The sequence below is a fragment of the Maribacter polysaccharolyticus genome, from assembly GCF_028882255.1.
Lineage (GTDB): Bacteria > Bacteroidota > Bacteroidia > Flavobacteriales > Flavobacteriaceae > Maribacter_A > Maribacter_A polysaccharolyticus.
Map to the genome: position 1 here is coordinate 301,521 of NZ_JARBUY010000003.1, position 15,304 is coordinate 316,824.

Consider the following 15,304-nt stretch of genomic DNA (forward strand, 5'->3'; position numbering starts at 1 on the left):
TAGTTTTAATCTATGGGTTCATTATCGGTTTTGGTGATGTTATGCTCCTCATAGTAGAGGTTGAGAATGTTCATGGTCGCTTTGATAAGGTCTTTGGTCTCCAATAGGATCTTAAAGTAAAGCGTAGTGTTCTTAGGACTCGATTCCTCATACCGGGTTCGTTCTACTTGTTTTTGTATGGAGTCCTTAACATAGGCCAATAATTCCTTTTTCTCTTGAATGATGGTGGGTTCTATATCATCAAAAGAACGGGCGTTGAATATTTTTCCGATCTCATTGCATAGGTGCACCAGTTTATCATTGATATACAATAATTCCTCCCCTTGTTTTTTCTTTAGGGCCTTATGGTTGTTGTGTACGTGTTTATGGCTCACTTTTGCGATTAGGCTAGAGGACTGGGCGACATCCTGTATGCTGCCGATAACATCGATATAGAATTTACTGGCGCCCAAATAAGAATCGTCAAGGTCCTTGATAAAATAGAAAATGTCGTTCTGCAATTCATCGATTTCATTTTCAAGTTTGACAACGGTCTTTTTTGCTTTTTTTAGCGCATCGAGATCTTGATCGATCAAACCGTTAATGGTGATTTGGTTTATTTTACTGACCCGTTTAAGCGCTTTTGAAATATTGTCCGCACTTTCTTCTATAACCCCATGTATCGACTGGCTTTCCGCTTTACTTAGGCTATCCTCGGCTTTTACAACACGCGATTTCTTGGCATGGCTGATATAATTCCTTGCCAATAACAAAACGGCCAATAGCAACAATACCGCGATCATGGTACTGCCTCCTAAATGTATTAAATAGGCCACGGTGCCGGCTGCGACAAACGCGGATAGGGCGGTAAAGAACCAGCCTCCAATGACGTTCAATACCCCTGCGACCCTGTAAACGGCACTCTCGCTGCCCCATGCCCTATCGGCCAATGAGGAACCCATAGCCACCATAAAGGTCACATAGGTAGTGGATAACGGTAATTTCATGGAAGTGGCTATCGATATAAGCACACTGGCCACCATTAAGTTCACTGCTGCCCGTACCATATCGAATGCCGGTAGTTCGTGTTTTTCCCCTTTGGCAAGCTTGATCACGGGTTTTTGGAATTGTTTTTCAATCTTCGCTTGAACCGAATTGGGCAGTACGGTGGCCGTGTATTTCACAGCCAACATCGAAAATCGTACTAGTGTTCTGGATAACATATTGGGTTCAAACCGTTCCTTTGCTTCCCCTTCCCTGGATAAGTTGATTTCGGTTTGGGTAACATACCGTGCCTTTTTTGAAAACCACAATGTCAAGACCATGACCAAACCGGCAACCAGCAGGAATATTGTTGGAGTAGGGACTTTACTGCCCAAAACCCCCATAGCGAACTCGGTGGCTGGCACCCCCGCAGCGGTCCATGCTTCATAGGATTGATAAGCAGCAATGGGAACCCCGATGAAATTAACAAGGTCGTTCCCCGCGAACGCCAAGGCCAATGCAAAGGTTCCTACGGTAATGATCAGTTTATAGATGTTCTTTTTGAATAGGGCAACGACACAATAGGATAATAAAGTCCATATGATAAAACTAAGTGCCAGGATTAGTACGGTCTTACCTTCTATTATAGGAGCTATTTCGGAATAATATTCCGTTCCTTTCAGGCCTTTAATGAATATAAAATAAGTAATTGCCGTTAAGGCAAATCCACCGAATACGGATCCCGCCCATTTCGATTTCTTTTCAAAATTAAAGGAAAGCAATAGTCTGGAGACGTATTGGACCGTAGCCCCTACCGAGAAGGCAACCACCACGGATAGTAGTATTCCCAGTATGATCTCTGTAGCCTTTGTGGTATTGATGTATTGTACGACCTCAACGAACGAACCCCCTGCTATACCTATTTTTATCAGGGCCATTGCGACCGCAGCCCCCAATAATTCGAATACGATGGAAACCGTGGTTGAAGTGGGCATGCCCAAGGTATTGAAAAAGTCGAGTAAGAGGATATCGGTGATCATCACCGCGGTGAAGATGATCATGATCTCGCTGAACATGAATTCACCGGGAACAAAAATGCCCTTTCTGGCAACTTCCATCAATCCACTTGAGAATACGGCACCACATGCAATCCCCAAACTGGCAACGATCATGATGGTCCTAAAGGAAATGGCCTTGGAACCTAGGGCGGAGTTCAAAAAATTCACGGCGTCATTACTAACCCCTACCACAAGATCCGCGATGGCCAAAATAGCCAAGGCAATGATCATTAAAAAGTAAATATTATCCATAATTCGATCGTTGAAAATAAAGGCGTAAACATAGTTTTTGCCGTACTGTCTAAAGTTACTAAAAGGTTATGAATATGTTAAATAAAAATATTGTAATATGATTAAAATATTCCAATGGCCCTATAAAAAAGGGGATACAGGAAAAACCGTACTTGGGACCATCAATAGGCGAGGGCCACTGTTATCTTTGCATCTATAACAACTTCCATCCATCAAAAATGGACATCCAATTGCAACCGGTACATCAACTCGTCATTACCGCCATCCACTGAAAGATAGCTGAAATCGGTTTGCACCTTCAGTTTATGGCCCACAATGAATTTTGAGAGCCCAAGGGTATATTGGGTTTCGTTATTTCGTCCTGTAATGTCATCGAGGTCGATGTGGGTATATCGTCCGGAAATTTCCCAGTCCTTAGGCAAAAGATAACCCGATTGAAGATTCAGGCCGTTCCCTATCCATACCACATCACCTGTTTCCGTGCCATCCGAATTCTTGGCAATGGGATCATTGGCATCCCTATGGGCATATTCCCACATGAATGAAAAACCGTTGTATTTGAACATCCCATCAAAAAAGAACGTATTGATGTTGGTTTCGTAGTAGCCGATATCATTGGCCATGTAGGATCCTTGATTACCTCGGGTCTTTACGGCGTTTTGATTGGTATCGTAATTTATCGCAAGCATCAACTTGGGTTTTACTTCGCGTTTGAGGTCACTACCGCTGTACTCACCGTTACTTGTGAATTTCCCAAACGGCAAGAATTCCAATCTGGCCGTATATTGGTGCCCCCCTAAATTTCCACTGGTGATGTTCCTGCCTTCTCCTTGGGAAATGGCAAATTTCTCACGTATCAAAAAATTATTGAACAGGTTGAAATGATGCCTTAACTGTATACCTTGATCACGGTCCAATGTAAACCTGCTATTGAGTAATGAACGATTTACTTGTTGCAGGTTTCCTGATGAGATGACACGTTCTATATTTCCCGGTAATTTGGTTTGGCCCACCCATAGTTCAAAATTTTCATGGAAGTTCCACATGACCACGGCGTCCAAAATATATCTTGGGGCATTGCTGGTGAAATCGGAAGCTCCGGAAAGGTCCCTATTGGACAAACCTAATTCCAGTTTGTATCTGAGTTTTGGGGTATAAGCGAAACCATCAAATTTAAGACGTGCCCTACGGACCAAAAAATTCTGTTCTGGGTTTACCCAACCCCCATCCGCACTTTCTTCCCATGTACTGACGGAAAGAAATTGCATACGTGCGGCAATTTTCATGCTCCAGGTACTGTCTTGCCCCATCAAATTAAAGAGCCCCTGCCCAAATTTAGGGGCATTGGTCTCCTGTGCATGGGAAAAAAACATTCCCGAAAACAAAACCAGTAAAGTTAACTTTTTGAGTGTCATTGAGTTGGGGGCTTTTGTTAGTCTGAATTTTCGCGGTGTTAAGATAATGTTTTCTTAATGTTAAACCATGGATTGAAGCGGAAATATATGCCCTTGGCACTATTTCGGCGATCTGGAATGCTCTTTTGCCTTATATTGACCGCAATAAGGGGCGTTAAAAGGGTAAATGGTTTGCTAAAAAACGGGATAATGACGTTTTTTAATGTAAAGAAAACGTAAAGAAAAGGTAAAATATATGTATATTTGTTGATACAAGATCAAAAGAAATATACCATGAAAAACATCATAGTACTCCTAACTGTCGTATTTGCAATGTCATTTAGCTATGGGCAGCAAGAAAATAAACTTGGTTTAAATGAAGAAACCGAATTGATCGAAGCTACTTATTTCCATGATAATGGAATTGTAAGTCAGGTGGGAACTTTTAATCTTGACGGAAAATTACATGGGGAATGGACGAGTTTTAATAAAGAAGGGGAGAAGATTTCCGAAGGTCGATATGTAAACGGCCGTAAAGTAGGGAAATGGACCTTTTGGGCCGGTAATGAAACTAAGGAAGTGAGATACAGCAATAATGAAATTGCCAGCGTCGATGGGGTCAAAACCGATGGCCTGGTCAAGAACTAAGGATAATTTTAGCCATATAAAAAAACATCCCGCTTTTGGCGGGATGTTTTTTTATATGGAACCTTTCGGATATTACTATATCCCTGGGCTGTTTGTAAATGATTTTTGCTCCTTTTTGTTTAAGGCGACATCCGCTAAGAATATACTTTTTTGGACCAACCCGCCGGTAATTTTGACAACTTTGCCTTTTTCTACCCGTACGGGAATCTCCAATTCTTCGTAACCGGCATAACTGACGACCAAAATATGTTCGCCTACAAGGACGTCTTGGAATTCAAAATTACCATGAAAATTGGTTTGGGTCACTTTTGAATCCCCTTTAAGCCGCACGTTCGCTAGGAGCATGGGTTCGTTTTCCATTTCCAAGTCCATTATTTTACCGGTAATAGATCCTTTTTCTTGGGCGAAGGCTCCAACGACAATAAAAAATGCAAATACGAGAGTCAATTTCTTCATGGGTAAAATTTTCATTGCAAAAGAAATGATGCAAGGTTAATTGAATGTTATGTCATGGTTATTTATAAGACCCTTTAAGTTAAGGATTGGCTTTTAGGGAACTGATTATAAAAAAGAAAGCCTCGACAACATGGTCAAGGCTTTCAGTGGTATTTAATTGAGGCTTAGTTAGTAGCCCAATCAAACAGAGTAACATCTACCGGTGTTCCCGTGTTATACGGGCCTTCAACGGTTGCATCGGCACCATCGATCTGTACATTGGCCAAAGGACCGGAATCCTTCATATCGACCAAAGTTGCATAACCATCAAGATAAAGATTGGTTATCGTGGCTCCTGAAGTCTTTTTAAATTGTAAAGCAATACCATCTTCAGTCGATACCGCTGTGAAGTTGGCCAAGGTTGGATTTCCATTCACTCCGTCAGCTTCTACGGCTGTTGAGAATCCCACTATGGTATGGACAACGTAAGTGTTGGTCAGGGTACCGCTCCAACCCTCGGTCCAATCGACAGCGTCATCCTCATTGTTTTCCAAGTAGAAATTGGAAGGGGAAACGGTTCCGCCGAAAAACTCAACACCATCATCCTGACCATCGATTATGGCAACATTATCTATGGTGGTTCCGGAACCTACGGCGTAAAGCGAAAGACCGTTGTATTGGGACTCCGAATTGATCTGGGCACCGGCGTAGCGGATGATCAAATAGCTAATGGAACCAGAGCTATCGGTATCATCAGTTCCTCCATAAGAAATCTGTCCGACCTCCGCAGTGGCATCGGTACCTTCAGTGGTGGTCGCATTACCTGCGATTACCAAACCACCCCAATCACCGGCACTTTCATTGGAAGAGGTCATCACAACCGGATTTGCTTCAGTACCCTGAATATCGATCATAGCACCTTTTTGAACAACGATGTACGTACTCGTTTCATCGCCACTCTCTACATCGGCTATTATGGTTGTTCCGGCAGGAATGGTTAATGTTGCTCCGGACGCTACACTCAATGTTTGGTCAAGATAATAGGTAGTGTCCGCATTCAGGGTCAAATCAGCTGTAATACTACCGGACAAAACACTTGTTTCAATCTCAGTTTCTGAATTTACCCAAGCGAAAGTTTCAATATCAACGGTAGGTGTTGCGATATATGGTAAGCTTGGATCGGCATCGGCACCATCGATCTGAACATTGGCCAAAGGACCGGAATCTTTCATATCGACAGAAGTGTCATAACCGGTTAAAGAAAGTCCGGTAATCGTAGCACCAGAGGTTTTCTTGAACTGTAAAGCAATACCTCCCGTAGTGGAAGCTGCAGTGAAATTGGCCAAAGTTGGGTTGCCATTATCCCCATCTGCTTCAACGGCAGTAGAGAAACCTTCAATCGTATGTACAACATAGGTGTTGGTGAGGGTTCCACTCCAGCCTTCGGTCCAATCGACAGCGTCATCCTCATTGTTTTCCAAGTAGAAATTGGAAGGGGAAACCGTTCCGCCGAAAAACTCAACACCATCATCCTGCCCATCGAGTATGGCAACGTTATCTATAGTAGTTCCGGATCCAACGGCGTAAAGTGAAAGTCCGTTGTATTGGGATTCGGAGTTGATCTGCGCACCGGCGTAACGGATGATCAAATAGCTAATGGAACCTGAGCTATCGGCGTCATCACTGCCGCCATAGAGGATCTGACCTACTTCTGCGGTTGCATCGGTACCTTCTGTTGTCGTTGCATTACCGGCGATAACCAAACCACCCCAGTCTCCAGGAGTCTCGTTGGCTGAAGTCATTATAACGGGATTGGTAGCTGTTCCTTGAACATCGATTTCCCCACCTTTTTGAACAACGATATAGGTGCTGGTTTCATCGCCACTCTCGACATCGGCAACTATTTCCGTACCGGCGGGAATAATCAATTTTCCACCATCTTCAACACTAAAGGTGCTGTCTAGGAAGTATTTTATTTCAGCGTCCAACGTAAGTTCACTGGTCAAAGAACCTGTTAAAACTGAAGTTTCTGCAGTAGTAGTGGAATTTACCCAAGCAAAGGAATCAATATCAACAGTAGCGGTGGCGATATAACTCAATTCGGGATCGGCATCGTTACCGTCGATCTGTACATTGGCCAAAGGACCGTCATCTTTCATATCCACGGTAGTATCATAACCGGCTAAAGAAAGTCCGGTGATCGTGGCACCTGAGGTCTTTTTGAATTGCAATGCAGTACCTCCGGTTGTTGAAACAGCGGTAAAGTTTGCCAATGTTGGATTTCCGTTTTCACCATCAGCTTCGACAGCCGTAGAGAAGCCCTCAATCGTATGGACGACATAAGTGTTGGTCAACGTACCACTCCAACCCTCTGTCCAATCGACGGCATCGTCTTCGTTGTTTTCCAAGTAGAAATTGGAAGCGTTAACGGTTCCGCCGAAGAATTCAACACCATCATCCTGACCGTCGATAATGGCAACATTATCTATGGAGGTTCCGGAACCTACGGCGTAAAGCGAAAGACCGTTGTATTGTGATTCGGAATTGATCTGTGCACCGGCGTAACGGATGATCAAATAGCTAATGGATCCGGAATCGTCCGTGTCGTCAGATCCTCCATAAACAATTGACCCGACTTCGGCAATGGCATCGGTACCTTCGGTAGTGGTTGCACTACCTGCAATGACCAAACCGCCCCAATCCCCTGGTTCTTCATTCGCAGAGGTCATTTCCACTGGATTGGAAGAAGTACCTTGGATATCGATTTTAGCTCCTTTTTGAACTACGATATACGTACTTGTTTCATCACCGCTTTCAACATCGGCAACTATTTTAGTCCCTGCAGGGATGGTTAAGGTTGCGCCTGATTCAATACTGAACGTTGTAGTAAGTGTGTAGGTTTTGCTTGCATCCAAAGTTCTGTCTTCGGATAATGAACCTGTAAGGTTGGTGTCCTCACATGGAGAACAGGATCCTCCGCAGTCGATACCGGTCTCATCCCCGTTCATGATACCGTCGGTACAGGTGGCTTCTTCCGTATCGGGGCCGCCATCGTCACTACTACAACTTGCAAGAAACAAGGAAGTAATGGCCAATAGACCCATTGCTATTGTTAAAGATTTGATTTTCATACAATTGAGTTTAAGGTTTATTAGATATTTATTGTTGTTTTATTTCTTAAAATCTATAACTAAGACCTAGACTTAACCCAGCCCCGGTGGTATAAGAACTTACTGTTTTGTCTTCCTCGATCCTTTCGGCTGAGGAATCTGAAGCTACTTCCGACACATTCGTCAATATGCTCTGAGTTTGTTTTATTTCCGGATTTAAGAGGTTTTTACCCACTAAGGTTATTTTCCATTTTTTGGCAATCATTTTACTCACTACGGCATTCAGTACTACAAACCCTTTTTCTATGATCGCATCATCATAAAAAATATCCCTATTGGTTTGATCCGTCGGTACGCCCAATGCATAGATCTTGTCCGAGGCATAATTGGCATTAAGCGAAGCGGAAAACTGATTTTCACCTACGGTGTTGAAATTTAGGCTCGTATTGAAGATCCAATCGGACGCTCCTTGTAAATCGGTTTTTTCAATCCCTTTGTACCTAAAAGTCCTTGTTAATTCACCATTCTCATTATAAATTTCCTTTAAATCCTGGGAGTGCCACATACGGGTCGCATTCAATACCATATTAAGATTATGGCCACTGGGCGTACCTTCCTCTTCATTGATGGTCGGTTTGATCAAGTCGATTCTCGTTTCGGCCTCAAAACCGAATACTTCAGCTTTTTCCGCGGAATTGAAGTATGAGAAAACACCTGCAGAGCCCCTATCCCTTACCTTGTTGATGGGGTCGGAGATATCTTTGTAAAAGGCCGCTACGGAAACCAACTGGGTTGGCGATGGGAAATATTCCCATTTAAGGTCGTAATTCAGGTTCCTTGAAGCCGTAACCTCACTATTACCACGGGTTATCTGCCCTGTTGGCGAAACATATTCGAATGGGGCGATTTCTTTGAATTCGGGCAATGTCAAGGTCCTACTCACGGCAAGTCGCAAGGCATGTAGTTCATTAAGGGAATATCTGATGTTCATACTAGGGTAGAGGTTGTTGTAGTCTTGGGTACTTTCCCCCTCTCTTGGGTAAAGGTTTCCGATATCCCAATTGACGAAAATTTCATCCTTTTGATAGCGTAGTCCGGCATCAAAGTTCCATTGATCAAGGCTTAGGTTAAAATCCACAAATCCGGCCATGGACTCCAACTTTCCGGAATAAAGATCCTTGCGTTCGTCATTGGCATTCGATCCCAAAAAATTATATTCCAATATCCCGGCATCGAAGTAAGATTGCTGGAAAATATTACCGATTTTGTCTATTGACGTAGGATTTATCGCATTGGTAGAGGATTCTTCAACACCGACAAACTCTGAACTGAAGTCCCGTTCCTTGTTTCGGTAAGATACCCCCAATTCTACTTTAAAGGCCTTGTCGTTATCTTCTTCCTTGATAATATCGATGACATCCTTTAGGTATCCGGTGTATTCGGTATCCTCAATAAGCTGGCTCGATTTTCTTTGTTGAAAACCACCTGTTCTACCAAGTTGTACATCAAAATCGGGTTCAACCCCATTGGGATCCCAGTTGACTTCATTCCTGATCCTATTGGGCTCGTCGGCATTGAGCAGGTTAAAACCACCGGCCCATTTGATGGTGTGCTTATCCCCAATTTCATGGGTACCCATAAGTTGGGTAACCAACAAGCGGGTTTGTTTGGTGTTTTGGTCCCTGATGAATTGGAAAAGACCCTCGGAAGGATTCGTCTCCTCAAAAATAGTGGCTTCACCGTTTCGGCCGCCTTCAAAAACCGATTCATCTATTTTGTTGACGAAGAAAGTACTCGATTTGATCCTGTTCCTATCATTGGCGAAAAAAGTCATATCCAAGAGGGCCGTATTAACGATCTTATTGCGATATGTGGTGGCATCGGTGATGGTATCATCTATGAAGTTAGATCGATATTGTCGAAAAAGTCCCTTTTGATATCCATACGATTTTGAATGTGAGGCCGTAAAAAAGACGGCTAGTTTATCTTTTATTCTTTTTCCTGCTATGATCGAGAATGAATAATCGATAGGGTTATCCTGGGTTCTGGTGTTCCAACCTTGTTGTGTAATCTGTTCTTGGACCGTTTTATTCGAGTTGTAAAAACCGAAGGTTACGTCGCTTTGGTTGGGGGAAATCTTAAAATTATCATAGACTCCGCTTTTGGCCACATTCGTATTGATCCCTGCAGCATAGCTGGCACCTAATTCCGATGCGCCTACGAGTTCCCTGCCACTGATGTTCACTGCCCCGGAAGATTGGTCGGCTGAGCCCTGTACGGCATAGGTCTTACTGATACTCACATTTCGAATCACCCTGGTAGGGAAAAGGGACAAGTCAATATTTTTCTTTTCGACATCATCGGAAGGCACGGTAAGGCCATTCAAGGTTGTAGATAGATAACGGTCCCCTAAACCACGTACAAAAACATCCCCGGAAGCTTCACTACTGGATACCCCGGAAATTTTGGTCGTTGCTGTTGCTACATCCGAAACACCGATTTTACCGAGTTCTACAGCACCGATACTTTCTTTGATCTCAATAGCTTTCTTTTGATCGATCAATAGGGCCGTTTCCGAATCCTTCCTGGCTACTGTAGTTACGGTAACCCCTTCCAAGGCCACGCCTGTGGTTGCCATTGGTACATTTATGGTCGATACCTTTCCGGCTTCAACGGTTACGTTGGGGATTTCCACGGTTTCATATCCCAAAAAGCTGAAAATCACGGTGTAGGTGCCGGGGTCCAAATTTGCGATTTCATACAGTCCGTCGAAATCGGTAGTCGTTCCCTTAGTCGTTCCTTTGATGATGACGTTCGCAAAAGGAAGTGGCTCATTGTCCATTTCCGTGTCGGTAAGCGTACCGGCAATACTACCTGTTTCTTGCGCACTTAGGTACGTTGAGGTCAATAATAATAAACTTAAAATAATTCTTCTCATGTTTGAAATTCTCTATAATTAAATACCGCTGCAAATAAACTGACGGCATGTAAAAGCGGGGTTACCCTCATGTTAAAAATTGAATATGTAAGGGTTATAAAAAAGTTAACAGGTTAACTAAAGGTTAAGCATCCGAATGTAGGGCTTGCTATATGGGGAGCTTTTAAAAAAGCGTATCTTGCCGGTATTTATCGCTATAAAATGAATTGGGAACGATTACTCTCTTTACGCCGGCATGGTGATGTCAGTAAAAGATTACGCAAAGAACAGGATGAGACCCGTTTGGGCTTTGAGGTCGATTATGATCGGATCATTTTCTCATCGGCATTTCGAAGCTTGCAGGACAAGACCCAGGTCATACCCCTTTCCAAAACCGATTTTGTACATACCCGACTTACCCATAGTCTTGAGGTATCGGTGGTAGGCCGTAGTCTGGGCAGGGCCGCAGGTCAAAAGATTTTGGAGAAGCATCCCCATTTAAAGGACATGCATGGATACCGGTTCAACGATTTCGGGGCCATCGTAGCCGCTGCCGCCTTGGCACATGATATCGGCAACCCTCCTTTTGGACACAGTGGGGAAAAAGCCATTGGGGAATATTTCAAAACCGGAAAGGGAACACGATACAAAGAGGTCCTAACGGAAAAAGAATATCAGGATATCATCGATTTTGAAGGGAATGCCAATGGTTTTAAGTTATTGACGGAATCCAGGGAGGGCGTAGACGGTGGTTTGCGTTTGGGCTATGCTACCTTGGGTGCCTTTATGAAATATCCCAAGGAGTCATTGCCCAAAAAGCCAACGAAACACATTGCCGATAAGAAATTCGGTTTTTTCCAATCGGAGAAAGAAACTTTCTTGGCCATTGCAGAAGAACTTGGTCTGAAGCAGACGCGCCATGGCAATGATATTTCGTTTTCAAGGCACCCATTGACCTATTTGGTAGAAGCGGCTGATGATATCTGTTATACCATTATCGATTTTGAGGATGGGATCAATCTAGGGTTGATTTCCGAGGATTATGCTTTGGAGTACCTGATCAATTTGGTCAAAGACCGGATAAATACCAAAAAGTACAATCAACTGGCCTATCAGGAAGACCGGTTGAGTTACTTACGGGCATTGGCCATTAGTACATTGATCGGTGATGCCATTGAAGTATTCGTAAACAATGAAGCGGCTATTTTGGAAGGTACTTTTAATGTAGCTCTTTTAGATAAAAGTAAGTATACGGCCCAGATCAACGATATTATTGATTTAAGTGTCAATAAGATCTACCGATCCCAGGAAGTGCTCGAAAAGGAAATAGCCGGGTATAAGATCATTTCCGATTTATTGGATGTTTATTCCACGGCCTTGGTCAGGATCCACAAAGGCAGCGCTTCGAATTATGATCGACTTGTGGTGAAAATGCTGCCCGGATTTTACCAACAAACCAATAAAACCATTTATAAAATTTTGTTGGATACCTGCTGCTATGTCGCTAGCCTATCCGATAGTGCCGCGGTACATCTGCATAACAAGGTCATGGGGAAACAGCTTTAAAACGCATAGGTAATACCGACTCCTAAGGATTGCTTAAACTGTATCTTAGGTCTTCCGTTATAGGTTATATTGCCGTCATCGTCCGTTATTTGGTCAAAAAGGATGTCATCATCATAAATGATATGCGTACCAATAGTCGTGATAATTGATTTGTTCACTTGGAGTTTAAGGGTCATTTCCCAATCAACATCAATATTACCGAAGCTAGAGAGGTAATCGGAATATAAAGTCAGGTCATTGGTCAAGCCAACATTTTTAACAATATTCGTTTCCCATTTGTTGGTGACCATAAAACCCAATTCGATATAGGTGTTTTCCCCTGGGGTAATTACATTACCATCATCATCATATTCGGCCTCCTTAACCCCGAAAGAACCACTGTCGGCCAGATCTTGGTCAAGAACAAAGGTTGCCTTTTGGGTTAAAGGTGAAATGTAAAGGTTGAATTTTTGATTTTCCGTAATATAAGAGGTACCTGCCCCTAAATAGGTGTATCCCGGCGACATGAACCTTGAAATGGGATTTTCACGGTCCGGATATTTGTAACCGTTCGAGAACTGGGTATTGAAAGTAGCCTTAACGGAATAGTACCAATTGGTAATGGTATCCCGGCGATACCCAAACGTAGAACCCAATTTAAGGGCGTCATCCGTTTTTCTTAATTTTTGCTGTTCTTGGGCATTAAGACCATACTTAAGGGTAAGGTAATTGTCCCACTGGATGTACCTGAATTTGTAATTTCGTTCAAAACTAAGGTTGCCGACTCCCGATACCGAGTTATTTCCCCCGGCATTCCAATTGACGAATGCGACTTCGCTGAAATTCAACGTAAAACTGTTTTTCTTGGTCCAGAAAGAAGGCACCCTAAAGCGGTTCGGTTTGTTTTTCAATGTCTTGGTTTTCTTAAAACTGATGACGGGGTTGGTCAGGTTTACACTCCTGGGCACATTTTTTATTTGAATCAGTGTCCTACGGATTACCACCGTGTCTATCGTGATTGAATCAATGGCAACAGAATCTATAGGGCTGGTGGTCGGGATGGAATCTTGGCTGAAAACGGGATAAAAACAAATAAATAGTAAAAGTGCTGAAAATAATCTCCTCATAATAATCTTACTGCTCATTCAGGATTTTGTTAATATGTTGTTTGATCGATGCGCCATCTATCCCTACGAGTTTATGAAGCTGCTCCACGGAACCGTGACCAATGAATTGGTCGTCTATTCCCAAGGTGTCGATGTGGGTCCTATAGCCGTTTTCATTGGCAAAACTAACAATGGAGCTACCGAATCCCCCTATTTTACAACCATCCTCAATGGTAACCAAATGGGTATATCGCGCAAAGATATAATGTAACTGCTTTGTGTCCAAGGGCTTGATAAAACGCATATTATAATGACCGATTCGTTCGGGATCCGGTAATTCGGATAGGACCTCCTTTACCAAATTCCCAATTGGGCCGATCGAAAGCACCGCAATTATCGTGCCTTTTTTAACTTCTTCAGCGGACCCAATGGCAATTTTTTCAAAAGGGGAGCGCCACTCTTTCATAATACCACGGCCCCTGGGATATCGTATCGCTATGGGTTGCCCTAGGCCCAATTGTGCCGTATACATGATATTCCTCAATTCGCGCTCATTCATGGGGGCAAAAATAATTAAATTGGGTATGCAGCTCAAATAGGCCATATCAAAAACCCCATGGTGGGTGGCACCGTCCTGACCAACGATTCCGGCCCTGTCCAAGCAAAAGATTACCGGTAGGTTTTGTAAGGCAACATCGTGTATGATTTGATCATAGGCCCTTTGTAAGAACGTGGAATAAATATTGCAAAACGGTATAAGCCCTTGGCTGGCCATTCCTGCGGCCAAGGTCACCGCATGCTGTTCCGCAATACCTACATCGAATGCCCTTTCGGGAATTTCGTCCATTAGGAACTTCAGTGAACTTCCTGTAGGCATGGCTGGGGTTATACCTACGATATCCTTATTTTCCTTGGCAAGTTCCACTAGGGTAAGGCCAAAAACATCCTGGTATTTAAGTGGAAAATCGGACTCCGATCTTTTTTGGAGTTCCCCGGTATGTTTGTCGAATTTTCCGGGGGCATGGTAGGTGACCTGATTTTCTTCCGCTTTTTTCAGACCCTTCCCCTTTGTGGTGATCACATGGAGTAGTTTCGGGCCTTGTACATTTTTTAGGCGTTCAAGTTCTGTCAATAAAAGGTTGAGGTCATGTCCATCAATAGGTCCGGAATAATCAAAATTGAGACATTCGAAAATATTCTCATCCTTGGCGGTTCCTTTTTTGACATTGGTCAAATATTTTTTCAAGGCCCCTACACTGGGGTCAATACCGATGGTGTTATCATTGAGTACGACTAAAATATTGGCCTGGGTAACCCCGGCATGGTTCAAACCTTCGAAAGCCATTCCACTGGCGATCGAGGCATCACCGACCACGGCGATATGGTTTCGCTTTATGTCCCCTTGCAACCGGGCTGCGATGGCCATTCCTAAAGTTGCGGATATAGCCGTTGAACTATGTCCCGTGCCAAAATCGTCGAATTGGCTTTCGAGCCTGTTGGGAAAACCACTGATTCCCCCCAATTGTCGATTGGTATGGAATATATCTTTACGACCGGTCAGGATTTTGTGTCCGTAGGCTTGGTGTCCAACATCCCATACCAATTTATCTTTAGGGGTGTTGAAGATATAATGCAGGGCGATAGTTAGTTCGACCACTCCCAAACTGGCCCCCAAATGTCCTTCTTTGACCGAAACGATATCGATGATAAAATCCCTTAACTCCTGTGCGAGTCGGGGCAGATCGTCTTTTTGCAACAAGCGAAGATCTTCGGGGAATTGTATTTTGTCCAATAGTACCATGATAGATGGCAAATGTAAGGGAAAATCGTATGTAACAATTATATTCTATAGGGCCAAAAGTGTATTTTTGGCATT

Annotated in this window: 9 protein-coding genes; 2 read left to right on the plus strand and 7 right to left on the minus strand. The window is 43.3% G+C overall.

Annotation, left to right across the window (positions count from 1 at the left end):
• Positions 1-5: 5 nt before the first annotated feature.
• On the minus strand, positions 6-2,273 hold the full coding sequence (locus tag PHU20_RS10930) for an inorganic phosphate transporter (RefSeq protein WP_274825409.1): 2,268 nt from the start codon (positions 2,271-2,273) through the stop codon (positions 6-8).
• 212 nt (positions 2,274-2,485) lie between these two features.
• Positions 2,486-3,688 (minus strand): porin, encoded by a 1,203-nt coding sequence (locus tag PHU20_RS10935; RefSeq protein ID WP_274825410.1) that lies wholly within the window; start codon positions 3,686-3,688, stop codon positions 2,486-2,488.
• Positions 3,689-3,961: 273 nt separating this feature from the next.
• Between PHU20_RS10935 and PHU20_RS10940 the strand changes: the two genes are divergently transcribed.
• Complete coding sequence (locus tag PHU20_RS10940; RefSeq protein WP_274825411.1) at positions 3,962-4,315, plus strand: toxin-antitoxin system YwqK family antitoxin; 354 nt, start codon at positions 3,962-3,964, stop codon at positions 4,313-4,315.
• 75 nt (positions 4,316-4,390) lie between these two features.
• Here the strand turns inward: PHU20_RS10940 and PHU20_RS10945 are convergent, their stop codons facing one another.
• The 3 genes from PHU20_RS10945 to PHU20_RS10955 form a co-directional block, all read right to left on the minus strand.
• Positions 4,391-4,771, minus strand: coding sequence for a carboxypeptidase-like regulatory domain-containing protein (locus PHU20_RS10945; RefSeq protein WP_274825412.1), 381 nt, complete (start codon positions 4,769-4,771; stop codon positions 4,391-4,393).
• 164 nt (positions 4,772-4,935) lie between these two features.
• Positions 4,936-7,881 carry a beta strand repeat-containing protein gene (locus PHU20_RS20100; protein ID WP_338040889.1) on the minus strand — a complete coding sequence of 982 codons (2,946 nt, stop codon included), beginning with the start codon at positions 7,879-7,881 and terminating at the stop codon, positions 4,936-4,938.
• Positions 7,882-7,927: 46 nt separating this feature from the next.
• The gene (locus tag PHU20_RS10955) at positions 7,928-10,798 is read right to left on the minus strand and encodes a TonB-dependent receptor (RefSeq protein ID WP_274825413.1); all 2,871 of its coding nucleotides are present in this window, start codon (positions 10,796-10,798) and stop codon (positions 7,928-7,930) included.
• Between the two features lie 201 nt (positions 10,799-10,999).
• On the opposite strand from PHU20_RS10955, the gene dgt reads away from it, so the two are divergent.
• Positions 11,000-12,343, plus strand: coding sequence for a dGTP triphosphohydrolase (dgt, locus tag PHU20_RS10960; protein ID WP_274825414.1), 1,344 nt, complete (start codon positions 11,000-11,002; stop codon positions 12,341-12,343).
• Here the strand turns inward: dgt and PHU20_RS10965 are convergent.
• Both PHU20_RS10965 and PHU20_RS10970 read right to left on the minus strand, forming a co-directional pair.
• Positions 12,340-13,467, minus strand: coding sequence for a DUF3078 domain-containing protein (locus PHU20_RS10965; RefSeq protein ID WP_274825415.1), 1,128 nt, complete (start codon positions 13,465-13,467; stop codon positions 12,340-12,342). The two genes, dgt and PHU20_RS10965, sit on opposite strands and share 4 nt — an antisense overlap.
• Complete coding sequence (locus PHU20_RS10970; RefSeq protein ID WP_274825416.1) at positions 13,457-15,229, minus strand: 1-deoxy-D-xylulose-5-phosphate synthase; 1,773 nt, start codon at positions 15,227-15,229, stop codon at positions 13,457-13,459. The genes PHU20_RS10965 and PHU20_RS10970 overlap by 11 nt, the downstream gene beginning before the upstream one ends.
• Positions 15,230-15,304: the final 75 nt, after the last annotated feature.